Annotated in this window: 18 protein-coding genes and 2 pseudogenes; all 20 read right to left on the bottom strand. The window is 70.9% G+C overall.

Annotation, left to right across the window (positions count from 1 at the left end; all coding sequences use genetic code 11):
• Positions 1 to 2285, bottom strand: a 2285-nt coding sequence (locus D474_RS0115280) for a sensor histidine kinase (RefSeq protein ID WP_017614422.1), incomplete at its 3' end; no start/stop codon positions are given.
• A 223-nt stretch (positions 2286 to 2508) separates the two neighbouring features.
• Positions 2509 to 3424 (bottom strand): annotated as a pseudogene (locus tag D474_RS28855) (sirohydrochlorin chelatase).
• A 154-nt stretch (positions 3425 to 3578) separates the two neighbouring features.
• Positions 3579 to 4175 carry a GTP-binding protein gene (locus D474_RS0115270; protein WP_017614421.1) on the bottom strand — a complete coding sequence of 199 codons (597 nt, stop codon included), beginning with the start codon at positions 4173 to 4175 and terminating at the stop codon, positions 3579 to 3581.
• Complete coding sequence (locus D474_RS0115265; RefSeq protein WP_083931843.1) at positions 4156 to 4599, bottom strand: DUF742 domain-containing protein; 444 nt, start codon at positions 4597 to 4599, stop codon at positions 4156 to 4158. The genes D474_RS0115270 and D474_RS0115265 overlap by 20 nt, the downstream gene beginning before the upstream one ends.
• Complete coding sequence (locus tag D474_RS0115260; RefSeq protein ID WP_017614419.1) at positions 4596 to 5033, bottom strand: roadblock/LC7 domain-containing protein; 438 nt, start codon at positions 5031 to 5033, stop codon at positions 4596 to 4598. Before D474_RS0115260 ends, D474_RS0115265 begins: the two co-directional genes overlap by 4 nt.
• 1 nt (position 5034) lies before the next feature.
• Positions 5035 to 7515, bottom strand: a complete 2481-nt coding sequence (locus D474_RS0115255; protein WP_017614418.1) for a sensor histidine kinase — start codon at positions 7513 to 7515, stop codon at positions 5035 to 5037.
• A 274-nt stretch (positions 7516 to 7789) separates the two neighbouring features.
• Positions 7790 to 9244, bottom strand: a complete 1455-nt coding sequence (gene argH, locus D474_RS0115250) for an argininosuccinate lyase (RefSeq protein ID WP_017614417.1) — start codon at positions 9242 to 9244, stop codon at positions 7790 to 7792.
• A gap of 54 nt (positions 9245 to 9298) precedes the next feature.
• The gene (locus D474_RS0115245; protein ID WP_051050986.1) at positions 9299 to 9802 is read right to left on the bottom strand and encodes an arginine repressor; all 504 of its coding nucleotides are present in this window, start codon (positions 9800 to 9802) and stop codon (positions 9299 to 9301) included.
• Positions 9803 to 9831: 29 nt separating this feature from the next.
• Positions 9832 to 10788, bottom strand: coding sequence for an ornithine carbamoyltransferase (gene argF, locus D474_RS0115240; protein ID WP_017614415.1), 957 nt, complete (start codon positions 10786 to 10788; stop codon positions 9832 to 9834).
• Positions 10785 to 11993 carry an acetylornithine transaminase gene (locus tag D474_RS0115235; protein ID WP_017614414.1) on the bottom strand — a complete coding sequence of 403 codons (1209 nt, stop codon included), beginning with the start codon at positions 11991 to 11993 and terminating at the stop codon, positions 10785 to 10787. Before D474_RS0115235 ends, argF begins: the two co-directional genes overlap by 4 nt.
• Positions 11990 to 12991, bottom strand: coding sequence for an acetylglutamate kinase (gene argB / locus D474_RS0115230; protein WP_017614413.1), 1002 nt, complete (start codon positions 12989 to 12991; stop codon positions 11990 to 11992). The genes D474_RS0115235 and argB overlap by 4 nt, the downstream gene beginning before the upstream one ends.
• Positions 12988 to 13764, bottom strand: coding sequence for a bifunctional ornithine acetyltransferase/N-acetylglutamate synthase (locus D474_RS0115225; protein ID WP_017614412.1), 777 nt, complete (start codon positions 13762 to 13764; stop codon positions 12988 to 12990). Before D474_RS0115225 ends, argB begins: the two co-directional genes overlap by 4 nt.
• An 18-nt stretch (positions 13765 to 13782) precedes the next feature.
• Positions 13783 to 14811, bottom strand: coding sequence for an N-acetyl-gamma-glutamyl-phosphate reductase (gene argC / locus D474_RS0115220; protein WP_017614411.1), 1029 nt, complete (start codon positions 14809 to 14811; stop codon positions 13783 to 13785).
• A gap of 156 nt (positions 14812 to 14967) precedes the next feature.
• A pseudogene (locus D474_RS28850) lies at positions 14968 to 16424 on the bottom strand (NAD(P)/FAD-dependent oxidoreductase).
• Positions 16425 to 16590: 166 nt separating this feature from the next.
• On the bottom strand, positions 16591 to 17046 hold the full coding sequence (locus D474_RS0115210; RefSeq protein WP_017614410.1) for a MarR family winged helix-turn-helix transcriptional regulator: 456 nt from the start codon (positions 17044 to 17046) through the stop codon (positions 16591 to 16593).
• A 204-nt stretch (positions 17047 to 17250) separates the two neighbouring features.
• A complete protein-coding gene (locus tag D474_RS0115205) occupies positions 17251 to 18477 on the bottom strand; it encodes an aminotransferase family protein (RefSeq protein WP_017614409.1) in 1227 nt (408 codons plus the stop codon).
• A gap of 457 nt (positions 18478 to 18934) precedes the next feature.
• On the bottom strand, positions 18935 to 21421 hold the full coding sequence (gene pheT, locus D474_RS0115200; RefSeq protein WP_026118513.1) for a phenylalanine--tRNA ligase subunit beta: 2487 nt from the start codon (positions 21419 to 21421) through the stop codon (positions 18935 to 18937).
• Complete coding sequence (gene pheS / locus D474_RS0115195; RefSeq protein WP_017614407.1) at positions 21421 to 22539, bottom strand: phenylalanine--tRNA ligase subunit alpha; 1119 nt, start codon at positions 22537 to 22539, stop codon at positions 21421 to 21423. Before pheS ends, pheT begins: the two co-directional genes overlap by 1 nt.
• Before the next feature lie 187 nt (positions 22540 to 22726).
• Positions 22727 to 23860 carry a sensor histidine kinase gene (locus tag D474_RS0115190; protein ID WP_017614406.1) on the bottom strand — a complete coding sequence of 378 codons (1134 nt, stop codon included), beginning with the start codon at positions 23858 to 23860 and terminating at the stop codon, positions 22727 to 22729.
• Between the two features lie 486 nt (positions 23861 to 24346).
• Positions 24347 to 25204: a TrmH family RNA methyltransferase gene (locus D474_RS0115185; RefSeq protein ID WP_017614405.1), complete on the bottom strand. Its 858-nt coding sequence runs from the start codon at positions 25202 to 25204 to the stop codon at positions 24347 to 24349.
• Positions 25205 to 25206: the final 2 nt, after the last annotated feature.

Below are 25206 nucleotides of genomic sequence, written 5' to 3'. Positions count from 1 at the left end.
GGCGCGGGCCGCTGCGCGTGCGGGTTGCGTACCGGCAGCGGCGGAGGGTCCTGACCGGACGCGGGCGGGCGGCTCTGCCCCTGCTCCGGGCGCGGGTCGGGTGTGTTCTGGGCGTGGGCCGGGAGCGGCTGCTGCGGCCCGGTACCGGCGGGGTTGCGGACCGCCTCCGGTGAACCGAGCCCCGCCGGGACCCGGGGGCTGCGCCGGGGAAACCCGCTCTGTTCTCCGCCCGGTGCCGGGGTGTCGAGCTCCTTCCAGCGCCCGCCCGGCGGCGGCGTGACGGGGGTGCCGTTGACCGGCGTCTGGGACTCGGCGGGTTCGAGCACGGACTCCGGGACGAGCATGGTTGCGCGAGTGCCCCCGTACGGAGAGGGACGCAGCCACACCTGGATCCCGTGGCGTTCGGCCAGCCGGGACACGACGAAGAGGCCCAGACGCGGGTCGTCGGGCATGGCCAGGACGTCGAACTCCGGGGGGCGGGCCAGTGTGCGTTCTGCCCGGGCGTACCCCTGCTCCGACATCCCCAGGCCGCGGTCCTCGACCTCCACGACGAGGCCGCCGACCACGGGTGAGCAGCTCACATCGACGGGGCTGTCGGCCGGGGAGAACTGTGTGGCGTTCTCCACGAGCTCGGCCAACAGGTGCACGATGTCGGCGACGACCTGGCCGTGCATGAGGATGCGGGGCGCGGAGGTCAGGCGGACCCTGCCGTAGTCCTCCGTCTCGGCGATGGCCGCACGCAGCACGTCCACGAGTGGGCGCGGGCGGCTGCGGCGCCGGTTGGCCCGGCCCCCGCCGAGGATGATCAGGTTGTCGGCGTAGCGGCGCCCGCGTGTGGCCAGGTGGTCGAGCTGGAACAGCCGATGCAGGGCCCGGGGGTCCTGTTCGTCGTGTTCGATCTCGTCGAGCAGGCGCAGCTGCCGCTGGACGAGGGCCTGGTTGCGGAAGGCCACCCCGAGGAAGGCGCGGTTCGCGCCGCGGCGGATCTCGGCCTGGCGCACGGCGGCCTCGACCGCGGCGAGCTGGGCGCTGTCGAAGGCCTCGGCGACCTGGCCGATCTCGTCCTCACCGCACTCGTCGAGCGGCGGGAGCTCGTCCTGGACCTCGACGCGGTCCCCGCGTTGGGCGCGGTCGATGATCTCGGGCAGGTCGTCGTCGCGGTCCAGGATCTGGCCGCGTAGCCGGGCCAGGCGCCCGGTGAGGCGGCGGGAGGAACGTCCGACGACGGCGATGGCGACCACTCCGGCGGCCAGGACCGCTGCCCCCGCGGCCACGCCCAGGGACACGCGCAGGAGTGCGGCACTCCAGGCGAGGTCGATGGTGCGTTCGGTCTGCGCGGCAGCCAGGGCGTCCAGTTCCTCCAGAGCGGGTGCGGACGAACCCTCCCACTCTGCGGCGGAGACGTCGATGCCGACGTTGGGTTCGAGCACGGGTTCGCCGGTGGTGGTCACCGCGCCGGCCTCTGACTCCACGAGCAGCGGCCGGGTGACCACGTCGCGGCTGAGTTCCTCGGCCTGCCCCCAGACCCGGCCGTCGACCATCGCCTCGTAGCGGGTGCGCACATCGCTGTGGAGCGAGGGCCCGGCCTCCTCCAGGTTGTCGCGGTAGGAGGCGGTCAGGTAGGTGAAGTGGGCGCTCTCCTGGTGGTTCATCCCGCCGGCGGCGATCACGCCGGCGAGCAGGGCGTCGGCCTCGGAGTACTCCGAGCGGGCGTGCATGAGGTCGCTGGCCAGGACCGCGTCGGACAGATTCTCTCCGCCGTCCGTTGTGTGCACGAGCGCGGTGACGGTCTCCTGAAGCAGGTCGAGGACCTCCCCGTACTCGAGCAGCACACGCTCGCGGTCGGGTATGGCTTCGTCGACGCCCCGGCGCAGTTCGGCCACCCCGTCGGGGGCCTCCTGCAGGTCGCCGGCGATCCTTTCGACCTCGCCGTCCGGTCCGGACCCGAGCTCGGCGGAGGCGTTCACGGCCTCCTCGAGCGCTCCGTCGGTGGCCGTTCGGCCCTGCTCCAGGGCCGTGGTGTCCACGGCGTCCTGGTCGCCTGCCTCGACCGCACCCAGTTGGATCAGGGCCTGGCGCCGTTCCATTCGTAGTTCCTCGGCGGCGCCGGAGAAGACCTCCGCGCCGTCCCTGGCCTGGTTCACCGCGCCCATGTGTTGGACCGCCTGGACGGTACCCACCGCAGCGACCACGAGCCACAGAGCCAGGAAACACAGGCTCGGGACCAGCACGATGCGGTTGAGTTGTCCTCTGATCGTGGACGCGCCGTCGCCATTCTTTCGCATGGCCCCTCCAGCCCGTGCGTGTGCCGGACTCCCCCTCGGACATCCCGGCGACTCTCGGTAGTGCCTGAGGCTATCGAAAAATCATTGCTTTCCGTTGTCAAATAATCACTACTAGTTACCTTCGTAAAGCTGGCAACAGGCAGGAACGTGTGTTAACCGGGCGTTCCTGCCCAGGTGGGAGGGGNCCCCCCGACGGTGTTCCCGGTTCGGCGTGTCGCAGCGCTCAGGAATCCGGGCGGTGACGCGAACCCACCGGCGCCGGCAGCTCCTCCGCGGTGGGAGGCTGCTCCACACCGAGGGAGTTGAGGATCTCCGCGTAGCGCAGCGCGGCGATCTTGCCGAGCAGGCTGTCAGCGCCCAGCGGGTCACCCAGGCGGGCACCCAGGCGCTCGGCCAGGGCCTCCAGGCGTTCCCAGGGCAGCTCGGGTCCCAGGGCGCTCGGGGCGATCACCGGACGCTGCGAACCGCCCTCGCGCAGCTGGCCGATGACCCGCGCCAGAGCGGCCTCGTCGTCCAGGTCGGCGGGCAGCACCGTCAGCCCCAGGCGGGCTGCCAACAGTACGGCGGTCNCCGGCAGCGCCCACCGCGCCCTCCCCGCCCACACCGCCGACGACAACGCCGTCGGCCATCGTGGTGTTACGGGCCACGACACTGATGAGGCGCATGCGGTCGGCGCGCACCGACCCGGCCTCGGCCAGGCGCAGGTGGAGGACCTCGGCGAGCATGGGGTGCGGCCCGAGGCCCTCGGTGATGCGCACGTCGGCACCGCTCTCGGCCACCGCACGTTCCACCGCGGCCGAGGCCCCCGTGTGCGGGGCGGTGACGAGCGGGACGACGACGCCCTGCAGGGGACGCTCCTCCCCCTCGCCCAGACCACGGAGCGCGTCGGTCAGCGTCTGCTCGTCGCCCTCGGTGTGGCCGTAACGGATGGTCACCTCGGGGCGGTAGGCGCGCACCAGATCGGCCATCCGGGCACCGATCGACTCACCGTCGGCGTCCTTGGCCCGTTCGGCCGTGCCGGGAACCGCCATGATCAGCGCCGGGGTCCCGAACCAGTTGTCGAAGGACAGGGGGTTCCGGTGTCGGCCGGAGCGTCGCTTGGGCAGTTCGCGCGGGGGAAGTCGGTCAGAGTTTCGCATACCAGGATTCAGATGAGAGGCGGATGGGGTGATCCGGGCAGATCAGAGCCAAGGTCACTGCCGCGACATTGTAGCGTTCAACACCACATTCACGAGCGCACCCAACGAACGTACACCCGGTGGACACCCGGCGGCAGGGGCCACGGCCCGGACCTCACCCGCTCAGAGCTGCCTGCCTGCTCCGTAGTACGTGGGAGACCAGTTGCACCAGCACCTCCTTGCTCGACATCCGTTCACGGGCGTCGGCCATCACCACCGGGACGGACGCGGACACGTCGAGCGCCTCGCGGACCTCCTCCTCCGAGTAGGCCGTGGCGCCCTCGAAGCGGTTGACAGCCACGACGAAGGGCAGGTTCCTGCGCTCGAAGAAGTCGACCGCGTGGAAGCAGGTGTCCAACCGGCGGGTGTCGGCCAGGACCACCGCGCCCAACGCCCCCTCGGCCAGTTCCTCCCACATGAACCAGAAACGGTCCTGCCCGGGGGTCCCGAACAGGTAGAGCACGATGTCCTTGCTGATCGTGATCCGGCCGAAGTCCAGGGCGACCGTGGTGGTGGTCTTGTCCTCGACCCCACCGAGATCGTCCACCCCATAACTGGCCTCGGTCATGAGTTCCTCGGTGCTCAACGGGGCGATCTCGCTGACCGAGGAGACCAGCGTGGTCTTTCCCGCGCCGAGCCCCCCGGCGACGATGATCTTGACCGCGTGCGGGATCGCCTCTGTCGGCTGGGTGTCAGAGTCTGCGGATGCCATCGAGTACCGCCTGAAGCACTTTCTTCTCGGGAAGCTTGGTCACGGGCGCCGCCACCCGGGTACGGAGGTCACCCTGCGCGAGCAGATCGCTCAGGAGCACCCGGACGACGGTCAGAGGGACGTCGAGCCGGGCAGAGACCTCCGCGACCGACACGGGTTTGCAGCACAGGCGCAGGATCGCCTCGTGCTCGGGCTCGCGGGTTCTGTCCTCCCGGTCGGCCACGGTCACCACGAGGGTGATCAGATCCAGCCTCCCGCCGTCGGAATCGGGCCTGGTCCGGCCCTTGGTCATGGTGTAGGGGCGTACGAGCGGGCCGGCTGTGGAGTCGCCCACGGGCGCGGTACCGCGCTCGACCTCGGTGCGCGGGTGTCCCCTACCGCCGGCCCAGGGCGTTCCGGGGCCCCGTCCTCGAGGAGCGGTCATGCTCCGGGGCCTCCCCCCGCGGTCGTGAGGTGGCCCGGCGTGCGCGGGGCCGCGGTGAGGAACTGGCCGACCTGCTTGACCCGCAGGTTCATCTCGTAGGCCACCAGACCCACGTCGGCCTCTTCCCCCGCGAGCACGGCCAGGCACGCGCCGGCGCCCGCGGCGGTGACGAAGAGGTAGGAACGCTCCATCTCCACGACGGTCTGGCGCACCTCTCCCCCGCCGAAGTGGCGGCCCGTGCCGCGCGCCAGGCTCTGGAACGCCGAGGCCAGCGCGGCCAGGTGCTCGGCGTCCTCCGGTCCCAGGGACCGGGAGCTGCCCAGCAGCAGACCGTCCGAGGACAGGACGATCGCATGGTCGGCACCGACCACCAGATCGACGAGGTCGTCCAGGAGCCAGTCGAGGTTGTCCGCGGCCTTGCTGTTGCCCACCATCTCAGTCGCTCTCTCCCGTGTGCTCGTCGACGTGCCCGCCGACCTGACCGTCACTGCTTCGCTCATCCCCCACGGCCTCGACCTGTTCGGCCCTGCCGCGCCGTGTTCCCGAGCTGAAGGCGTCCATCATCCGCCGCACCTCTTCCGGGCTGCGCTGCTCGGGCGTGTCCCGTTGCTCCCCCTGCTGTTCCGGTTCCCGAACGGGTTCTCGGCGCAGTTGCGGGGCGAGATTGGCCTGGCGCTTGCGCCTGGGCAGCCCTGCCCTGCCCTGGCCGGCACCGACCCGGTCGTCCAGACGCCGGGGCAGAGGTGAGGCGGCGCTGTGCTGCTCCGGAGCCGAGCCGGAGCCGTTCTCGGGTGTCGGCGGCGGATCGGGCACACGGCGCAGGACGGGCGCGGAGGGGGCCGGCGGCCCTTCTTCCTCCTGGGGTTCGGGCACCGGGCGCAGGACGGCCCTTCCGCCGCCACCCCCGACCGAGGCGAGAAGGTCGGCACTCTCTGGCTCGGGGGTGGTGGCCGACTGCCGACTGCGGCGCGCGGCACCGCCCAAGCGCGGGCGTTCGGGCGCCGCACCTGCGGTGGGAGCGATGAGGTCCCCGGGGACGAGCACCACGGCGCGGGTGCCGCCGTAGGGCGAAGGACGCAGTTCCACTGCGATGTCGTGCTTGGCGGCCAGGCGAGCGACCACGAACAGTCCGAGGCGGGCATCGACGCCGGCAGCCATGACGTCGAACTCCGGCGCCTCGGCGAGCGTGGTGTTGGCCCGGAGGAGGGCGTCCTCGGTCATTCCGAGTCCGCGGTCCTCGATCTCGACGACCACGCCCTTGGGCACGGTCTCGGTCGCGATGGTGACCTCTGTGTGCGGGGGCGAGTACGCGGTCGCGTTCTCCACGAGTTCGGCGAGCATGTGGATGACGTCGGCCACGACCGCTCCGGACAGGGACAGGTCCGGGATGGTGGTCAGGCGTACCCGCGCGTACTCGTCGCTCTCGGAGATCGCGCCGCGGAGGATGTCGACCAGCGGGATGGGGTGGCGCCAGCGCCGTCCGGGCTGGGCCCCTCCCAGGATGATGAGGTTCTCCGCGTGGCGACGGCCGCGCGTGGCCAGGTGGTCGAGCTGGAAGAGGCTCTCCAGCAGGTCGGGGTCGTCCTCCTCGCGTTCGACACGGTCCAGCAGCTGGAGCTGGCGTTGGACGAGCGACTGGTTGCGGTGCGCGATACCGAGGAACACCCGGTTGACGCCCTCGCGCAGGTCGGCCTGTTTGACTGCCGCCCCGACGGCGGTGCGCTGGGCGATGTTGAAGGCGTCGGCGACCTGCCCGACCTCGTCTGTGCCGTGGTCGAGCTGATGGAGTTCGGTGTCCAGGTCGACCTTCTCACCGGCTTCCAGACGGCGCACGATGCGGGGCAGGTCCCTGCGGGCGCTTCCCAGGGTCTCGGCACGGAGCTTGGCCAGGCGGAAGGTGAGGCGGCCCGCGGACCGCGCGGCGACGCCGTAGGCCAGGGCACCGGCGAAAAGCGACAGGATCCCGCCGCCGATCGACAGACTCATCATCCACCCGGCGGCCGAGTCGGTGGTCCCGACAACGGATTCTGCGCGTGTCCGGNGGCCGCCCCGCCAGTCACCGAGGTCTCCGGGCGGGGCGAGATCGCTCTCCTGCTCGCCGGTGACGGGGTCCACGGTGACATCGGCTTCGTGTTCGGCGAGATTGCCGGCGGTCTCGAGCGCGTCCTGCCAGGGGGCCACCGTGAGCAGATCGCCCGGTGTGGCACCGTCGGACTCCTCGGAACCGGGGTGGACGGTGGCCACTCGGTGGCGGGCGTCGGTGGTCAGGGCTGCGATGCGGTTCTGTTCGGAGCGGGTGAGTTCCTGCCCGGCGAGCACGGCGCTGACGAGGGCGTCGGCGTGACCGAAGCTCTCCTGGGCCCACATGAGGTCGGTGGTGGCGGCCGCTTCGGCTGCGGCGGGGCCGTCGTCGAGAGTGCGGGTGATGCTGCTGTAGAGGCGAACACCCTCGCGGACGGGCGTGCTGTAGGTGTCCAGGACGGTGTCGACGTCACCGGGCGTGCCGAGGTCGGTGCCGCGCAGCTCCCCGATCTCGTCCAGGGCCTCGAAGAACCCGTCTGTGAGTTCGCCGGTGACGGGATCGCTCTGGTCGCCGAGGCTGCCGCGCAGGGACCGAACGGTGTCCAGGGAGCGGTCGGTGTGCTCCACGGCCTCGTCGAGGGCCGTCCCCCGGGCGGTCCCGGGGTCGGCGGCGTACTCGGCGTGCAGGCGGCGTTCGTCCTGCAGATCGCCGAGGGCCCGGGCGAGTTCGACGCCGGCGTCGGCCTCCGCCGAGGCCGACCGCAGGGAGAGGGCCTGGGTGAGCGTTCCGGTACTGAGTACCAAGAACAGCACCAGGAACGTGATGCTGGGGATCAGCACGATCTTCTTGAGCTGCGTGCCGATACCGCGGCGTGTGCCTCCCGACTGACCCATGGCGCTCCTCCCGACGGCTCGCGGACACCGGGGGCGGTGTGGGTGCGCAGGGATGGAACCGACGCGGACATACGCCGATGACGGTACGCACAGGAAGGACCACGTGTGGTGCCCGCAGACTCAGGACGCTATCGCACGGACACCCTTCGTGACAGGAGAATCTCGAAACGCAAGGAGCCCCCGGGCCACGAGCAACGATTCGTCGGTGCTCGCGGCCCGGGGGCCACAGGTGTCGGTCGTCCCGGGTACGGCAGGAGGCGTGGGGAGGCCGGGCTCAGACCTGGTCGGCGAAGTCCCGGCGGTGCTCCTGGGCCCCCGCACGCAGGCGCTCGAGCTGCTCGGCCACGCGCACGGGTGCGGTCCCGCCCTTGCCGGACCGGCTCGCGAGGGAACCGGGGACCACGAGCACCTCGCGCACCTCCGGTGTCAGGTGAGCGGAGATCTTCGCGAAGTCCTCGTCGGTCAGGTCGGGCAGGTCGATGCCGCGCTCCTCGCACTCGCGCACGCAGGCGCCCGCGATCTCGTGGGCCTCGCGGAAGGGGACCCGCTCGCGCACCAGCCACTCGGCGATGTCGGTGGCCAGGGAGAAGCCCTGCGGCGCCAGCTCCGCCATCCGGTCGGTGTGGAAGGCCATCGTGGCGACCATGCCTGTCATCGCGGGAAGCAACAGGTGAAGGGTGTCGACGGCGTCGAAGGCCGGCTCCTTGTCCTCCTGCAAGTCACGGTTGTAGGCGAGCGGAAGGCCCTTGAGCGTGGCCAGCAGACCGGTGAGGTCGCCGATCATGCGACCGGACTTGCCCCGGGCGAGCTCGGCCACGTCGGGGTTCTTCTTCTGCGGCATGATGGACGAGCCGGTCGAGAACGCGTCGTCGAGCGTGACGAAGGAGAACTCCTTGGTCGCCCAGACGATGACCTCCTCCGACAGGCGGGACAGGTCGACGCCGATCATCGCGGTGACGAAGGAGAACTCGGCGACCACGTCGCGGGCCGAGGTGCCGTCGATGGAGTTCTCCGCCGAGACGGGGAAGCCCAGCTCGGCGGCGACGGCCTCGGGGTCCAGGCCCAGGGAGGAACCGGCCAGCGCGCCGGAACCGTAGGCGGACACGGCGGCACGGCGATCCCAGTCGCGCAGGCGTTCGACGTCGCGCATGAGCGGCCAGGCGTGCGCCATGAGCTGGTGGCCCAGGAGCACCGGCTGGGCGTGCTGCAGGTGCGTGCGGCCGGGCATCGCGGCGTCAGGGTGGGCGGCGGCCTGGTCGGCCAGGGCCCCGATGAGGTCCAGGAGCCGGCCGGCGATGGCGCGGGCCTCCTCGCGCAGGTACATGCGCACGAGGGTGGCGATCTGGTCGTTGCGCGAACGCCCGGCGCGCAGACGCCCGCCCAGGTCCGGTCCCACACGCTCCAGGAGGCCGCGTTCCAGGGCGGTGTGTACGTCCTCGTCCTCCAGAACGGGCGTGAACACACCCGAGGCCACGTCGGCCTCGAGGCGGTCCAGACCCTCGAGCATTCCCTCGAGCTGCTCGTCGGTGAGCAGGCCCGTCCGATGCAGGGCGCGGGCGTGCGCGCGCGAGCCGGCGATGTCGTGCCGAGCCAGGCGCCAGTCGAAGTGGGTGCTCAACGAGAGCCGGGCGAGGGCCTGGTCGGGGCCGCCCTCGAACCGGCCGCCCCACAGGCGCAGTGCCTCGGGCTGGGCCTCACCCGGCTGGTCGGTGCCGGCGTGGTCGGCCATGGCGGTCTCCTTCTGATGGACGTGATATCGGGTTCCGGACCGGGGGCGGTGGTGTCAGGGTCTGCGGTCGGCCAGGCGCAGCAGGGCCGCCGCGACCTCTTCACCGCCCTGGGGGTCGCGGGAGATGACGAGGATGGTGTCGTCGCCCGCGATGGTGCCCAGGATCGCGTGGAAGTCGGTGTGGTCGATGGCCGAGGCGAGGTACTGCGCGGCACCGGGCGGGGTACGCACGATGACCATGTTCGCGGAGGCCTCGGCCGAGACCAACAGGTCCTCGGCCAGTCGCGTGAGCCGCGCGCCGGACACCTGGCCCAGGTCGAGGGTGTCGGGGCGGGTGCGCTGCACACGCTCACCCCCTTCCCCCGGCATGACGTAGGCCAGATACCCGTCGGCCGTACGCAGTTTGACCGCGCCGAGCTCGTCGAGGTCGCGGGACAGGGTCGCCTGCGTGACCTGGACCCCCGCCTCGCTCAGCCGCTTGGCCAACTCGCCCTGGGACCGGATGTCCTCGCTCTCGAGGACATCGGTGATCCGGGCGTGCCGTGCGGCCTTGGTCATCGGGGTGGCCCCGGCCGGTTCGATTCCTGTCACTGCGCTTCCGGCAGCTCGTCGTCGGGCGTGTCCGCCAGGTAGAGCAGGAACGCCAGCAGAGCCTTCTGTGCGTGGCGGCGGTTCTCGGCCTCGTCCCAGACCACGCAGCGGGGGCTGTCCATGACCTCGGCACTGATCTCCTTGCCGCGGTAGGCGGGCAGGCAGTGCAGCACGATCGCCTCGGGACCGGCGGACCCCAGGAGGGCGTCGTCGACGATGTAGGGGCGGAAGGGCGCCTCGCGTTCGGCGGCCTCGTCCTCCTGGCCCATCGAGACCCACGCGTCGGTGGCCACGGCGTCGGCGCCCTGGGCAGCCTGGTGCGGGTCGGTGGTGACCGCGACCGAACCCCCGGTCCGCTCGGCGATCTCCTCGGCGCGGGCGACCACGTGCGCGTCGGGGTGGAAGCCCTCGGGTGCCCCGATCCGCACGTGCAGGCCCGCGGTCACGCCGCCGAGCAGGTAGGAGTGCGCCATGTTGTTGGCGCCGTCCCCGACGTAGGCGAGGGTGAGGCCGGCCAGCTCGCCCTTGTGCTCCCGGACGGTCTGCAGGTCGGCCAGGACCTGGCAGGGGTGGAAGCTGTCGGTCAGGGAGTTGACGACCGGGACACCCGCGAAGTCGGCCAGCTCCTCGAGGTCCTTCTGTTCGAAGGTGCGCCAGACGATGGCGGCGACCTGGCGCTCGAGCACGCGGGCGGTGTCGGCGAGCGGTTCCCCCCGGCCCATCTGTGTGGTGGCCGAGTCAAGCACGAGCGGGGTTCCACCCAGATCTGCCACGCCCACGGAGAAGGACAGGCGGGTGCGTGTGGAGGGCTTGTCGAACAGGAGGGCGACGGTTCGGGGGCCTGCGAGCGGGCGGTACCCGAAGCGGTCGGCCTTCATGTCGTCGGCGATGTCGAGGACCCGGGTCTGTTCCTCGGGGCTCAGGTCGTCGTCGCGCAGGAAATGGCGGGTCATGGCGTCTCCTTGGTGGCTGCGGCCTCTGCGGCGTCCAAGATGGTGGGCAGGGCCTCGATGAACACCCCGATCTGCTCGGGGGTGATCACCAGGGGCGGGGCGATCCTGATCGCGTCGGGTGCGACGGCGTTGACCAGGAAGCCGCGCACTGCCGCCTGCTCCTGGACGTGGGCCGCGTGCGGTGCGGTGAGAGTGAGGGCACGCCACAGGCCCACTCCCCTCTGCCCGGCGAGCAGCGGGTGGTCCAGTGCGTCGATCTGTTCGGCCAACAGGTCACCCATGACGGTGGTGTGGGCGAGCAGACCCTCTTCCTCGAGCGTATCGAGTACGGCCAGCGCAGCCGCACACGCGACAGGGTTGCCCCCGAAGGTCGAGCCGTGGTCGCCCTTGTGGAAGGCGTCGGCGAAGCGGCCCAGCCCGATGCAGGCACCGATGGGCAGTCCGCCGCCCAGACCCTTGGCGAGTGTGACCACATCGGGGCGCACGTCCTCGGCCTGGTGGGCGAACCAGTGGCCGGTACGGCCGATGCCGCTCTGGATCTCGTCGAGCACGAAGGCGGCACCGGTGGCGTCGCAGATCTCGCGCACACCGGCGAGGTGGCCCTCGGGCGGGGGCACGACTCCGGCTTCGCCCTGGACGGGTTCGGCGAACACTGCGACGCAGTGCTCGTCGACGGCCTCACGCAGGGCTTCCAGGTCTCCGTGCGGGACGAAGCGCACGTCCATACCGAAGGGCCCGAAGGGCTCGCGGATGGTGTCCTTCCCGGTCAGGGCGAGGGCGCCGGAGGTGCGGCCGTGGAACCCGCTGGTGGCGGCCACGAAGTAGTGGCGTCCCGGTGAGGCAGCGCGCTTGACGAGCTTGAGGGCAGCCTCGTTGGCCTCGGTCCCGGAGTTGGCGAAGAAGACCTTGGCGTCCCCGCCGACGAGCGAGACCAGGCGTTCGGCGAGCTCCACCTCGCGCTCGTTGATGAAGAGGTTGCTGGAGTGGGCCAGCGTGGCCGACTGGTGGGCGACCGCCTTGACCAGCGCGGGGTGTCCATGACCGAGGGAGGACACGGCGATCCCGGCGATCAGGTCGAGGTACTGGCGCCCGTCGGCGTCGTAGACCTCGCACCCGCGCCCCAGGGCCAGGGCGGTCCGGAGCTGACCGTAGTTCGGCATGAGCGCGTCGGTGAAGCGCTCACGCAGGTCGCTGCTGCTGGTCACTGGGTCTCTCCACTGGTCTGTGCGGTCTGTTCGTGCCGCTGGGTCCGGGGCAGGTGTCCGCCGTTGCCGGAGAGCAGGGCGGCCTCGAGTTCGGCGTCGGCGACCATGGTGCCCACGCCCCTGTCGGTGAAGACCTCCAGGAGCAGGGAGTGCGGGACACGGCCGTCGATGATGTGGGCCTGGGGAACGCCGCCCTCCACGGCCCTGAGGCAGGCCTCCATCTTCGGGAGCATGCCCGAGGACAGGGAGGGAAGGAGCGCGCGGAGCTCGTCGACGTCGAGACGGCTGATGAGTTCGGTGTTGGCCGGGTAGTCGGCGAAGAGCCCTTCGACATCGGTGAGCATGATGAGCTTGCTGGCCCCCAGGGCCACGGCGAGCGCAGAGGCGGCTGTGTCTGCGTTGACGTTGTAGACACCGCCGTCGTCGGCACGGGCGACGCTGGAGATGACGGGGATGCGCCCGTCGGCGATGAGTCCGGAGACGGCACCGGCCGTGACGTCGGTGATCTCACCGACGCGGCCGATGTCGGCGAGCTCTCCGTCGACCTCGACCTGCTTGCGCTCGGCCTGCATGATGTTGGCGTCCTCGCCGGACACACCCACCGCGAAGGGGCCGTGCTGGTTGATCAGGCCGACGATCTCGCGGTTGACCTGCCCTGTCAGGACCATGCGGACCACGTCCATGGCCTCGTCGGTGGTCACGCGCAGGCCGGCGGTGAAGGTGGACTCCACCCCGACGCGGTCGAGCATGGCGCTGATCTGCGGTCCGCCGCCGTGGACGACGACGGGGCGCAGGCCGGCGTAGTACAGGAAAACGATGGACTCCGCGAAGCGCACGCGCAGCTCCTCGCTGACCATCGCGTTGCCGCCGTACTTGACGACGACGGTGCGTCCGTGGAAGCGGGAGAGCCAGGGAAGGGCTTCGATGAGGTTCGCGGCCTTGTCCATGGCCTCTGCCTGGTCCTCCGACTTTCCGGGATGTGCGGGTCGCGCGATCATGTGTGGGCCTGCTCGTCCTCTGTGATGGGGGTGTCCGCGGCGATCTGGGCGGCGAGGTCCTCGCACACCTTCGTCAGCAGCGCGGCGACGGTCTCGTCGTCGGTCGTGGTCTCGGCAGCCCCGCTGGCCAGCAGCACGACGGTGTCGCCGGGCCCGGTGAGCGGGGCGAGGGTTCGGGCGGCCACGGCCCCGACCAGGCTCTCGCACTGTCCGGGAGTGAGATCGGCGTCCGTGGTGAGCACGCACAAACCGGTGCTCAACGCAGGGTCCGGCCCCTTGGCCATACCGCCGACGGTGAGGTCTTCGCCCCTCTGGAACGCGAACTTCGCGACAGTGTCGGTGGTGCGCAGGGCGTCGGCGGCGGGGAGTCCTCCGCCACGAGCGGCCTCGGCAACAGCGTCGGCCACACCCTGTCGCAGGAGGTCACTGTCCGGGCGGACCCCGGGTTGTCCTGCGGCACAGACCACGACCTCGGCCGCCGAGTCGGACAGGGCGTCGGCGCTGTGTTCGGCCAGGGCGTGCACGGCCTGGAAACCTGCGGGCCCGGGGGAGGGCTCAGTGGCACCGGTGTCGACGACCACGGCGTACACACGCCCGCCGCTGACGACCTGCTTCGACCACAGGACGGGGGCCGCCGGCGCGTCGGCGGCGGTGAACGCGGCGCCCGCGGCCCTGGAGGGTCCGTCATTGACGACCACGGCCAGGTTCCGAGCACCGGCGGCCCCGGTGGTCACGCCCGCGGCACGGAAACCGCGGGGTGCGGTGACACTCACGGCATGAGCCTTTCTGGGTCAAGGGGCCACCGCGGTGCGCGGCAGGCCGATGGCTTCGGGCAGGCCGAAGGCGAGATTGGTGCTCTGGACGGCGCCTCCGGCGGTGCCCTTGGTGAGGTTGTCGAGCGCGGCGACGGCGACCATCCGGTTGGCGTCGGGGTCGACGGTGACCTGGACGGCCGTGGTGTTGGCGGCCAGGGTCATGGCCGTGTTGGGCCAGGTGCCCTCGGGCAGCAGGTCGACGAAGGGCTCGTCGGCGTAGGTGGCCTCGTAGGCGGCGCGGACCTGGTCGGCGGTGACGCCGGGCTTGAGCGGGGCGCTGCACGTGGAGAGGATGCCCCGCGGCAAGGGTGCGAGGACCGGTGTGAAGGACAGGGACACGCTCTCACCGGCCACTGCGGTGAGGTTCTGGACGATCTCGGGGTTGTGGCGGTGTTTGCCGCCGACACCGTAGGGGCTGAGGGCGCCCATGACCTCGCTGCCGACCAGGTGGGGTTTGGGTGCCTTGCCCGCGCCGGAGGTTCCGGTGACCGCGACGACGGTGACGTCGGGCTCCACGAGCTGTTCGGCCAGCCCGGGGAACAGCCCCAGGGTGGCGACGGTGACGTGGCAGCCGGGCACGGCGATGCGGTGGGCCCCGGTGAGGCGCTCGCGCTGCCCGGGGAGCTCGGGAAGGCCGTAGGGCCAGGTTCCGGCGTGCGGAGTACCGTAGAAGCGTTCCCAGGCGGCGGCGTCGTTGAGCCGGAAATCGGCGCCGCAGTCGACGACGACGACCTCGTCGCCGAGCTGTTCGGCGATCTCGGCGGACTGCCCGTGTGGGAGCGCGAGGTAGACGACGTCGTGGCCGCGCAGTTCCTCGAGCGTGGTGGGTGCCAGCACCCGGTCGGCGAGGGGTCGCAGGTGCGGCTGGTGCTCGATCAGCGGGGCTCCGGCGTTACTCCCTGCCGTGACGGCGCCGATCTCGATCTCGGGGTGGTCGAGCAGCAGACGCAGCAGCTCGCCCCCGGCGTAGCCACTGGCTCCGGCGATGGCCGCCGTGTATCCCATGATGGTCTCCCCAATCGAACCTGACTGACACATCATGCATTCGCCTGTAAATTTATGCAAGTACTTTGAGGTGCTCTGACCACGATGTGAGCGGCCTCTCCCCGACCGGGAAGTGTGTGGACATGCACCCCGGGGCGAACCCGGACGCGCAGGCGCTCAGCGCCCGGAGATCCGAGTCGCGAGCCCTGCCAGGCGCGAGGTGTGCTCGGCCGAACCGGATTCGCGCCGGTCGGCGGTGCGGTAGAGCCCATTGGTGACCCGGGTCCCGACCCAGCGCAGGGGCTCGGGTTCCCAGCCGCGCACGCGGCGCCCGACCCACGGCAGACGCGTGAGGTCGGTACGGCGTTGCAGGACCAGATCGCGCAGAGTGCGTCCGGCCAGGTTGCTCATGGCGACCCCGCTGCCCACATAGCCACCGGCCCAGCCCAGACCCGTGTCCGGGTCCAGGTCGACCGTGGGCGACCAGTCCCGGGGTGCACCGAGCACCCCGGACCAGGCATGTTCGACCGGAACGTCGGCCACGTCCGGGAGCAGCCCGACCAGGGAACGCCACAGCTCGGCGATGGCGTGCGGCTGCGTGGCCCCCTCGGCGTCGGGTTCGGAACCGAAGCGGTGGGGCACACCCCGCCCGCCGACCGCGATCCGGTCGTCGGCCGTGCGTTGGGCGTAGACGTAACTGTGTGCGCTGTCGCCGAGGACCTCTCGGCCCTNCCCCCCCGCCCCCCCCAGCCGATGCGCTCCCACACGTACTGGGGGACCGGCTCGGTCGCGATCATCGAGGCGTGCATGGGCAGCCAGTCGCGACGCAGTCCGCGCATCGTGGCGGTGTACCCCTCGGTCGCGCGGATCACGTGGTCGGCGTAGACGGTGCCCGACTCGGTCACGGCCGCCGGGCGGGCGGCGCCGCGTCGCGGGCGGATCTCGGTGACGGTGGTGCCCTCGTAGAGGTCCACACCCAGCGCCTCGACGGTTTCGGCCAGACCGCGCACGAGTTTGGCCGGCTGGACACGCGCGGCGTGGGGCGAGTAGGCGGCAGCAGTGGCACCGGACACCGCGATGCGGGGTTCCTGGTCGGGGTCGATCATGTGCAGGTCGTCGGGCCAGTAACCCCACTCCTGCAGGTGCTCGATGTCGCGGGTGAGGCGCTCGCGCTGGGCGGCGTTGGTGGCGACCATGCGCACGCCGCTCTGGTGGAGGTCGGCGTCGATACCCTCGTCCCGGGTCACACGCTGGACCTCCTCCACGGTGCGCATGAGCGCGCGCTGGAAGGCGATCATGGCGGCCTTGCCGTGGGAGCGGGCGTAGTGCTCTCGCGGGCCGGGGAACTCCGCCGACAACCATCCCCCGTTGCGTCCCGAGGCACCGAAGCCCGCGAAGTAGCGGTCGACGACGGCCACACGCAGGTCGGGCTGGGCCTTCTTCAGGTAGTAGGCGGTCCACAGGCCGGTGTACCCGGCACCGACGATGCACACGTCGCAATCGGCGTCGCCCCCGAGCGGGTCACGGCGCCGGGGTTGGCCGAGCTCTCGGTACCAGAAGGAGACGGCCCCGTTGACGAAGCGCGGGGATCGTGGGATCGGCCTCAGCTGCGCGGCAGCGGTGAAGAGTCGCATCTTTTCCCCCGGAACCTCTGTGCTCACAGCCACCCCCGTGGCTCCCCCGAACCTCACGCCAACCTACATGTGAACGGCGGCATGCGGGGCGTTTTCAGATGATTCGGGAGGATCGAGACCTTGGTCAACCCGGGCCGGTCCGCCAGGCACAGCGACTCCGAAAACACTACGAAGACGCGCTGTCACGGAGAGTACGCGCGATCGTCGTCAGTTGTCGAACCCCGTCCTCCCCCAGGGGTTCGAGCACGTGCTCGCGCAGGCGCTGGACGTGCTTGGCCCTGACCTCGCCGATGAAGGCCAGGCCGCTCTCGGTGAGGGAGGCGTAAACGACGCGGCGGTCCTCCGCACAGTTCTCGCGAACCAGATAACCCTCGCGCTCCAGCCGGTCGGCAAGCTTGGTGAACCCGCCGGTGCTCAGGCTGACCTCTCGCGCCAGGCGGCTCATCGGGAGGCGGTGCCCGGGCGTGCGCTGGAGCCGGATGAGGACCTCGAGCCAGGGCCCGGACATGTCCTTGCCCTCGGGCGTGATACCGCCCAGCAGCTTGGGTTGTATCGAGTTCATGACCTCGTGCACCAGCCCCCAAGCGGTGATGAGGTCGTCGTCGGTGGCGCCTGCTCCCATGCCGTCCCCTTCGCCTCGGCGGGGCGACCCAGCCCACGCACAAGAAGTATCTTCCCAGCAAATATTACTACATCGAGAAGATCAGTGGGCGGGACTTTCGGCATCACCTGGGCCACACGGAACACGAGAACGCCGGTGACCCATCGCGACCGGCTGTACCGATCACGGGGGCCACCGGCGGACCGGATCCGTGCATTCGTGCGCTCAGTGGCGGGCGGCCACCGCGTCCAGCGCCCCGTACAGCGTCGAGGCCAGGTGGTCGATCTGCTCCCAGGTGACCACCAGCGGCGGGGAGACCAGGAGGGCTTTGGGGATCGGACGCACGATCACCCCACGGGCCCGGGTCTCGGCGAAGACCTCGGCCGTGGTGATGCCCCTCTCGGTCAGGGCCTCCTCGGTCAGCTCCACCGCGCCCATCACGCCGACGCCCGAACGGACCTCCTGGACCAGCGGGTGCGCCTCCAGGCCCCGCAATGCGCTGTCGAGGTGGCGCTCGACCTCGAGCGAGACGGTGAAGAGGTCCTCGCGCTCGAGGATGTCGAGGTTGGCCATCGCCGCGGCGCAACAGGTCGGGTGCCCCGCGTAGGTGGTGCCGTGCACGAACGGGTTGCCCTCCTGGTTCCAGAAGGGGTCGGCCACCCGGCCGTTGACCACGACTCCACCGAGGGGGAGGTACCCGCTGGAGACCCCCTTGGCGAAGACGATCATGTCCGGACTGACGCCGAAGCGCTCGATCCCGAACCAGTTGCCCAGACGCGCGAACCCGCAGATGACACTGTCGACGACGAAGAGCACGTCGTACTGGTGGCAGATCCGGGCGACCTCGGTGAAGTAGTCGCGCTCGGGCAGGTACACACCACCGGCACCGATGACCGGCTCTGCGAAGAAGGCGGCGACATTCTCGGGGCCCACCCGGAGGATCTCCTCCTCCACCGCTGCGGCCGAGTCGTGGGGGACCACCGAGGTGTCGCGGACCATCTCGCCGAAGCCGGTGCGGAAACGGTCCATGCCGATCATGCTGGTGCCGAAACCGTTGAGACCGTGGTAGCCGGCAGTGCGGCTGATGAGGTGGGTCTTGTCCGGACGCCCCAGCGCGTACCAGTAACGGCGGGCCAGCTTGGCGGCGGTGTCGACGGATTCGCCGCCCCCGGAGGTGAGGATCACACGGGGGTCCACGACCGGGGCGTGCGCGGCCAGGCGCTCGCTGAGTTCGATCGCGGGAACGTTGGCGAAGTCGTTGTAGACCGTGTAGGCGTCCAGCGTGCTCATCTGACGGTGGACGGCGTCGGCGATCTCGGTGCGGCCGTGCCCGACGTTGCAGTACCAGAGGCTGGACGTGCCGTCCAGGAACCGGTCGCCGGACTCGTCCCAGAGCCACACGCCCTCGGCGCGGGCCACTACGAACTCCGGGCCCTTGGCCACGGTGTTCATATCGCAGAAGGTGTGCCAGAGACGGCTGGGCTCCCGGTATTCCTTGGGAGCGAGTGCGGATGAGACAACCGTTTCGGTCATATGGCGACCTCCGAGCCGAGACTTGCGCGAGCGCGCAATGGATGAACCCAGGTTGAATCCGACCTACACCCGGACGCCCGGTTGTGGCAGGTGCTTGCAGGCTAAGCGTGGGGAGCGCCTCACAGCAAGAGACAAAACGAAGCGTCATGCCCCGAAACCCAAACTTCATGCGCGCTACCCCCGACGGTCAGGCCCAAAACCCGCCCTACGCAGGAATAACAGGCGCGAATTTTTTTGTCCGAGGGGGCCTCATGCCGATCGTTTCGTTCCGAGACAGGGGGTACTCGGAGGTCAGGTGTCCTCAGTGACACACGAAGGCGGGGCGGGCCCTCCTCCTGGGGAAGGACCCGCCCCGCCGTGGGGTCGGACTGACAGCTCAGCCGCGCAGGCTCGCCCCGGTGCGCTCGGCGGCCGAGGAGACGGCTGCGTCACGGGCGGCGCCGGCCTCCTCCGCGGTCAGCGTGCGGTCGGGGGCGCGGAAGCGCAGAGCGAAGGCCACGGACTTGCGGCCCTCGCCGACCTGTTCACCGGTGTAGACGTCGAACAGGCGCACGCTCTCCAGAAGGTCCCCGGCACCCTCGGCAAGGGCATCGCTGAGGACGCCGACCGGAACGCTCTCGTCCACGACCAGGGCGACGTCCTGGGTGGCGACCGGGTAGGTGGAGATCTCCGGTGCACGCACCTCGGCGCGGGCGCTCTCGACCACGTCCAGGTCGATCTCAGCAGCGGCCGTGCGGGCAGGCAGGCCGAAGGCCTGGATCGCGCGCGGGTGCAGCTCGCCCGCGTGCCCGGCGAGCACGCGCTCGCCCTCGACGCGCACGTACAGCGCGGCACAGCGGCCCGGGTGCCACGGCGTGTGCCCGGCGGCCTCGACCTCGAGTCCGACACCGGCGACGCGGGCGACGTCACGAGCGGACTGGATCGCGTCGGCCCAGCCTGCCTCACGGCCCTGACCCCACCAGCCGTCGCGCTCGGCCCGTCCGGCCAGCACGACACCGACCCGACGGGGCTGGTGCGGCAGTGCGGCGTCGACGCGCTCGAGTTCCCCGGCGGACGGGCCTCGGTCCACGGGCAGGACCGGGGCGTTGCCGCCGTGGCTGGGCAGATAGACCAGGCCGGTCTCGAACAGAGCGACGTCGTTCAGCCCGCGGCTGACGTTGCGGGCCAGTGTCTTGAAGAGCCCCGGCAGCAGTGTCGTGCGCAGCAACGGCTCCTCGTCGTTGAGGGGGTTGGCCAGGCGCACACTGTCACGGCGCGGGTCCTCGGCCCCGAGCTGGAGCCCGTCGAGGTCGCGCTCGCCCACGAAGGGGTAGCTGAGGACCTCGGTGTGGCCGGTGTCGGCGAGCATCCGGCCGAACGCGCGGCGCAGGCGCTGGCTGTCGGTCAGGCCGCGTCCAGGACCGCTCAGCCGCACCGCCGGGATGTTCTCGTACCCCTCGAAGCGGATGACCTCTTCGGCCAGGTCGTTGGGGTCGGTGAGGTCGGGGCGCCAGGTGGGCGGGCTGACCGAGAGGGTCTCCCCGTCGCGCGCGACCGCGCAGCCGATGGCCCGCAGGTGCTTCTCCGTGGTGCCCTCGGGGTACTCGACCCCGGCCACCGACCCCGGGTGGGTGACGCGCATCGTGATAGTGCGGTCCGCAGACGGGTGCGTGACGTGGGTGTAGGCGCTCTCGACGCTCGCCCCGCCCAACTCGGCGAGGAGCTCGACGGCGCGGGTGGCCGCGGCTGCCTGCACGGCCGAGTCGACCCCGCGCTCGAAGCGGCGCGAGGCCTCCGAGGAGAGCTGGTGGCGGCGGGACGCGCGCGCGATGTGCATCTGGTCGAAGTGGGCGGCCTCCACCAGAACGGCGGTGGAGGCGAGGCCGATCTCTGTGTCGAGCCCGCCCATGACACCGGCCACTGCCTGGGCTCCGGCCTCGTCGGCGATGACGATGTCGTCGGTGTCGAGTGAGCGCTGGACGTGGTCCAGGGTTTCCAGCTTCTCCCCCGCCGCGGCGGCGCGCACGGTGACGGTGCCCTGGAGACGGTCGCGGTCCCAGGCGTGCAGCGGCTGGCCGAGCTCGAGCATGACGTAGTTGGTCACGTCCACGGCCAAGGAGACCGGGCGCACGCCGCTCTGATGCAGTCGGCGCTTCATCCACAGCGGGGTGGGGGCCTCGGGATCGAAGCCGTTGGCGCCGCGCAGGACGAGGCGGTCGGCCAGGGCCGGATCCTCGATACGCGCGGGGTGGCCCTCGCCGGTGGGTTCGGCGACCGCGATCTCGGCTGGGTCGTGCATATCGACGCCGTAGAGCGTGGCGGCGTCACGGGCCACACCCCGCATCGACAGCGCGTACCCGCGGTCGGGGGTGACGGCGATGTCGAGAACGTCCTCGCGCAGGCCCAGCGGACCGATGGCGTCCTGGCCCGGCTCACCGAAGCCCTCGGGCAGCACGACGATGCCGGTGTGGTCCTCCCAGAGGCCCAGTTCGGTGGCCGAGCAGATCATGCCGGCCGACATGCGGCCGTAGGTCTTGCGAGCCCCGATCTCGAAGCCGCCGGGCAGCTCGGCGCCGGGCAGCACCGCCACGATCAGGTCACCCACGGAGAAGTTCCGCGCCCCGCAGACGATCTCCTGGGGTTCCCCTGTTCCGTTGGCGTCGCCGACGTCGACGCGGCAGAACCGGATCGGCTTCTTGAAACCGGTGAGCTCCTCGATCTCGAGCACGCGACCGAAGACCAGGGGGCCCTGGAGGTCGGCGCCGAGGGCCTCGACGGTCTCGACCTCCAGGCCGGCCAGGGTCAGGCGACTCGCGAGCTCGCGTGCGGTGACGTCGGCGGGAAGGTCGACGTACTCCCGCAGCCAGGTCATGGGGACTCGCATCAGATCTCACTCCCGAACGCCGAGGAGAAGCGGATGTCGCCCTCGACCATGTCGCGCATGTCGCGCACCCCGTGCGCGAACATCAGTGTCCGTTCAATGCCCAGGCCGAAGGCCCAGCCGCTGTACTCCTCGGGGTCGACCCCGGCTGCACGCAGAACACGCGGATTCACCACACCGCAGCCGCCGATCTCGATCCAGCCCTCGCTGGCGCAGGTGCGGCACGGAGCTTCGGGGTTGCCGACGGAGGACCCGCGGCACACGAAGCACTCCATGTCGACCTCGGCAGAGGGCTCGGTGAAGGGGAAGTAGGAGGCACGGAAACGGGTGCGCAGCCCCTCACCGAAGACGGCGCCGACGAATGCGTCGATCGCCCCCCGCAGGTGGGCCAGGGTGATACCGCGGTCCACGACCAGGCCCTCGAGCTGGTGGAAGACCGGCGTGTGCGTTGCGTCGAGCTCGTCGGTGCGGAAGGTCTTGCCGGGCGCGACCACGTAGACCGGGAGCTCGCGCTCGAGCAGGGCGCGCACCTGTACCGGCGATGTGTGCGTGCGCATGACCATGCCGGAGTCACCGCCCTCGTCGTTCTCCACGAAGAAGGTGTCCTGCATGGTTCGCGCAGGGTGGTCGGGTTCGAAGTTGAGGGCGTCGAAGTTGAACCACTCGGCCTCGACCTCGGGGCCCTCGGCGACCTCGAAGCCCATGCCGACGAAGACGTCGGTCATGCGCTCGGCCACAGTGGTCAGCGGGTGGCGCGCGCCGCGGGGCGTGCGGTCCCAGGGCAGGGTGACGTCGACGCGCTCCTCGACGAGGACCCGCTCGTCACGCTCGTTCTCCAGGACGGCCTGACGGGCCTTGAGGGCCTGGCCGACGTCGCGGCGGGCCCCGCCCACGCGCTTTCCGGCGTCGGCCTTGGCAGCCGGCGGCAGCGCGCCGATCTCCCGGTTGGCCAGGGCCAGCGGGGAGCGGTCGGAGGCGTGGGCGAGCCGGACCTCCTTGAGCTCGTCGAGGTCGCCGGCGGCCTCGATGGCCGACAGCGCCTCGTCGCGCATACGGGCGACCTCGTCGGGGTGCAGGGGTGTCACCTCGACCGGGTCGTAGGAACTGTTGGGTGCAGACATGATGGGTTGCCTCGCCGCTGGCCCCGGCCCAGGGGTCGGGGCACGCGGCAGTCACGGTCCGCTCGGGGCGGACGAAGCCGACAGGAAGCACAGACGGGTTTCGGGCAGGCCCACGGGATGAACCGGATGCGGGGCAGCCGGGGGCCGACCGTTGTGCCCACCGGGGAGGCTGGAGTGACTGACCTGGTCAGACGAACTCGGGCGCCCCGGCGGGCATGGTAAATCGGAATTCGGCGCCGCCACCGGGGGCGCGTCCGACGGTGATCGTTCCGCCGTGGGCCTCCACCAGACCCTTGACGATGAAGAGTCCGAGGCCGGTGCCGCTCCGGCGCTTGCTGCGCCAGAACTGGCGGAAGACGCGCGGAATGGTCTCGGGCGCTATGCCCTGGCCTTCGTCGCGCACCGACACCGCTGCTCCTCCTTCACACGGCTCGATCACCACACTGACAGTACCAGCGCCGTGCCGTACCCCGTTTTCCACAAGGTTGGAGAGGATCTGTTCGAGTTTGTCGGGGTCGAGCCACATCTGCGGGATCTCACCCTCCACGCGGACGTCGAAGCGACCCTCGTCCTCACCGGAGAAGACGCGCCCGGCGACCACACGCCGAACGGCCTCGTGCAGGTCCACGACCTGGCGGCGCACCTCGAGGCGGCCGGACTCGATGCGCGAGACGTCGAGCAGGTCGTGGATGAGGCGGGTGACGCGGTCGGCATCGGCGTTGACCGTCTCCAGCATGAAGAGCTTCTGCTTGTCGGTGAGGCGCTCCCACTTGGTGAGCAGGGTCGAAGTGAAGCCCTTGACGCTGGTGAGGGGCGAACGCAATTCGTGCGCGACCTCGGAGACCAGGTCGGCCCGGGTGCGTTCGGCGCGGGTGGCGGCGTCGCGCAGGGTCACCACGAGGCGGATGAGGTCGCCCTCGGGGCGGGCTCGCACGTAACGCGCGGCGACCAGGACCTCGCGTTCGTCGGGCAGGTAGAGGGAGCGCTCGGCCTGGCGGACCCGGTCCCGAGCACCGCCGTAGGGGTTGCTGGCCTCCCACCAGTCGTGCCCGTCCGGGCCCACGAACGGCAGGGCGGACCGGAAGTCGCTGCCCAGCGCGGTCTCTGCGGGCACACCGGTGAGCTGCACGGCGAGGGTGTTGAAGAGGATGACACGGCCGCGGGCGTCGGCCACCACGAGGCCGTCGGGGAGGTCGTCCGCACGCAGCCCTGAGTCGGGGACCCCGGCTTTGTCGGAACCCGGCACCATTCCGGTGGCCGGGTGTGTGTGCGCGCCGCCCGAGTCCCCCGTCGGTTGGTCCGCCTTCCGGCCGCTGCCCACGCCTCTCCCCGCTCCCTCGAAGGTCCACGATCACAGCACCCGGGCCGCGAACCGCCGACCGGCTCGTTGTCGTACCCGCGAGAACTCCGCAGGCGGTCTACCCTGCACCCCCACCAGGTACGCCCGGCCTCCCCGGACGGCCGCACATGGCGGGTGTCGAGCGTATAGGGATCCACGGCACACCGCGCACCCGGTCCCGTCCGCGGCCTCCCCCACCCGACGCTCACACGTTGTCGTCAAGCTTGCCCGCCCGACGGCTCAGGCGCACCGTTCTACCCGCGACACGGGTAACAGGTATCGGGTCCGCGGTTCCCGTCGCCCGGACCACCGCGATCCGCGTCAGACCCTATCGGCCCGAGACAGTGGTGCACGTGCATTTCGGGTGGATCGGATCATGCGGCCACGTGCGGAACGGCCGTCCTCGGAACCGGAGCGACCGTGGCTCACGGGCCGGTTCCCACTCCCCCGGGCCGCCCGGCCCCGGGCTCAGCTGGAACGACGCGATGCGTGGGAAGCGGGGTCCCAGGAACGCCGCTGTTGGCGCGCGGTGGTGTACAGACACACCGCTGCGGCCGTGGCCAGATTCAAGCTTTCGGCCCCGCCGTAGATCGGGACGCTGACTGCCCCGTCGGTCTGCTCCACGACGTCCTTGGGCAGACCCCAGGCCTCGTTGCCGAAGACCCAGCCGACCGGTCGGTCCAGACCACCGGAGTCAGCCACCTCGTGCAGGTCCTCGGCGCCACCGCCGTCTGCGGCGAACACTCGGGCGTTCGAACCGTGCAGCACGGCGACCGCCTCACCGACCGGTGCGCCGACGACCACGGGAAGATGGAAGAGGCTTCCGGCAGAGGCGCGCACGCACTTGCCGTTGTAGGGGTCGACCGAGGCGTCGGTGAAGATCACGACATCCGCCCCGGCCGCGTCGGCAGTCCGCAGGACCGTGCCGGCGTTACCCGGGTCCCGGACGTGGGAGAGGACGACCGCCAGCCGGACGTCGCCCACGCTCTCCAGAGGGACGTCGACGAACTCGCAGACGGCGATGACACCCTGCGGGCTGACGGTCTGGGCCAGCTCGGACATGACCTCCAGGCTGACCCTGTGCACCGGAAGACCCGCCCCGTGGGCGGAGTCCACCAGTTCCACGTGGCGGTGCATGGCCTCGGCCGTGGCGAAGAGCTCCACCACGACCGTGCCACTGCGGCCCCCCGGGAGGAGGGCCTCTCGCACCGCCTGCGGCCCCTCGGCGAGGAAGCGCCGCTCACGTTGTCGGAAGGTGCGCTTGGCGAGCCGCCGAACCCCCTTGATCCTGGGTGACCGGATACTCGTGAATTCGTGACTCGCCACAG

Source organism: Nocardiopsis salina YIM 90010, from assembly GCF_000341025.1.
GTDB lineage: Bacteria > Actinomycetota > Actinomycetes > Streptosporangiales > Streptosporangiaceae > Nocardiopsis > Nocardiopsis salina.
The sequence above is the reverse complement of the archived record's forward strand: the minus strand, read 5'-3'. Positions and strand labels throughout refer to the sequence as shown.

What these genes read in the sequence shown, in the direction of transcription:
- argF (WP_017614415.1), bottom strand. Translation starts at nt 10,788, where the DNA reads ATGACCCGCCATTTCCTGCGCGACGACGACCTGAGCCCCGAGGAACAG.
- argB (WP_017614413.1), bottom strand. Translation starts at nt 12,991, where the DNA reads ATGATCGCGCGACCCGCACATCCCGGAAAGTCGGAGGACCAGGCAGAG.
- D474_RS0115260 (WP_017614419.1), bottom strand. Translation starts at nt 5,033, where the DNA reads ATGGTGGGCAACAGCAAGGCCGCGGACAACCTCGACTGGCTCCTGGAC.
- D474_RS0115265 (WP_083931843.1), bottom strand. Translation starts at nt 4,599, where the DNA reads ATGACCGCTCCTCGAGGACGGGGCCCCGGAACGCCCTGGGCCGGCGGT.
- argC (WP_017614411.1), bottom strand. Translation starts at nt 14,811, where the DNA reads ATGGGATACACGGCGGCCATCGCCGGAGCCAGTGGCTACGCCGGGGGC.
- D474_RS0115205 (WP_017614409.1), bottom strand. Translation starts at nt 18,477, where the DNA reads ATGAACACCGTGGCCAAGGGCCCGGAGTTCGTAGTGGCCCGCGCCGAG.
- D474_RS0115210 (WP_017614410.1), bottom strand. Translation starts at nt 17,046, where the DNA reads ATGGGAGCAGGCGCCACCGACGACGACCTCATCACCGCTTGGGGGCTG.
- D474_RS0115270 (WP_017614421.1), bottom strand. Translation starts at nt 4,175, where the DNA reads ATGGCATCCGCAGACTCTGACACCCAGCCGACAGAGGCGATCCCGCAC.
- D474_RS0115245 (WP_051050986.1), bottom strand. Translation starts at nt 9,802, where the DNA reads ATGACCAAGGCCGCACGGCACGCCCGGATCACCGATGTCCTCGAGAGC.
- pheS (WP_017614407.1), bottom strand. Translation starts at nt 22,539, where the DNA reads ATGTCTGCACCCAACAGTTCCTACGACCCGGTCGAGGTGACACCCCTG.
- argH (WP_017614417.1), bottom strand. Translation starts at nt 9,244, where the DNA reads ATGGCCGACCACGCCGGCACCGACCAGCCGGGTGAGGCCCAGCCCGAG.
- pheT (WP_026118513.1), bottom strand. Translation starts at nt 21,421, where the DNA reads ATGCGAGTCCCCATGACCTGGCTGCGGGAGTACGTCGACCTTCCCGCC.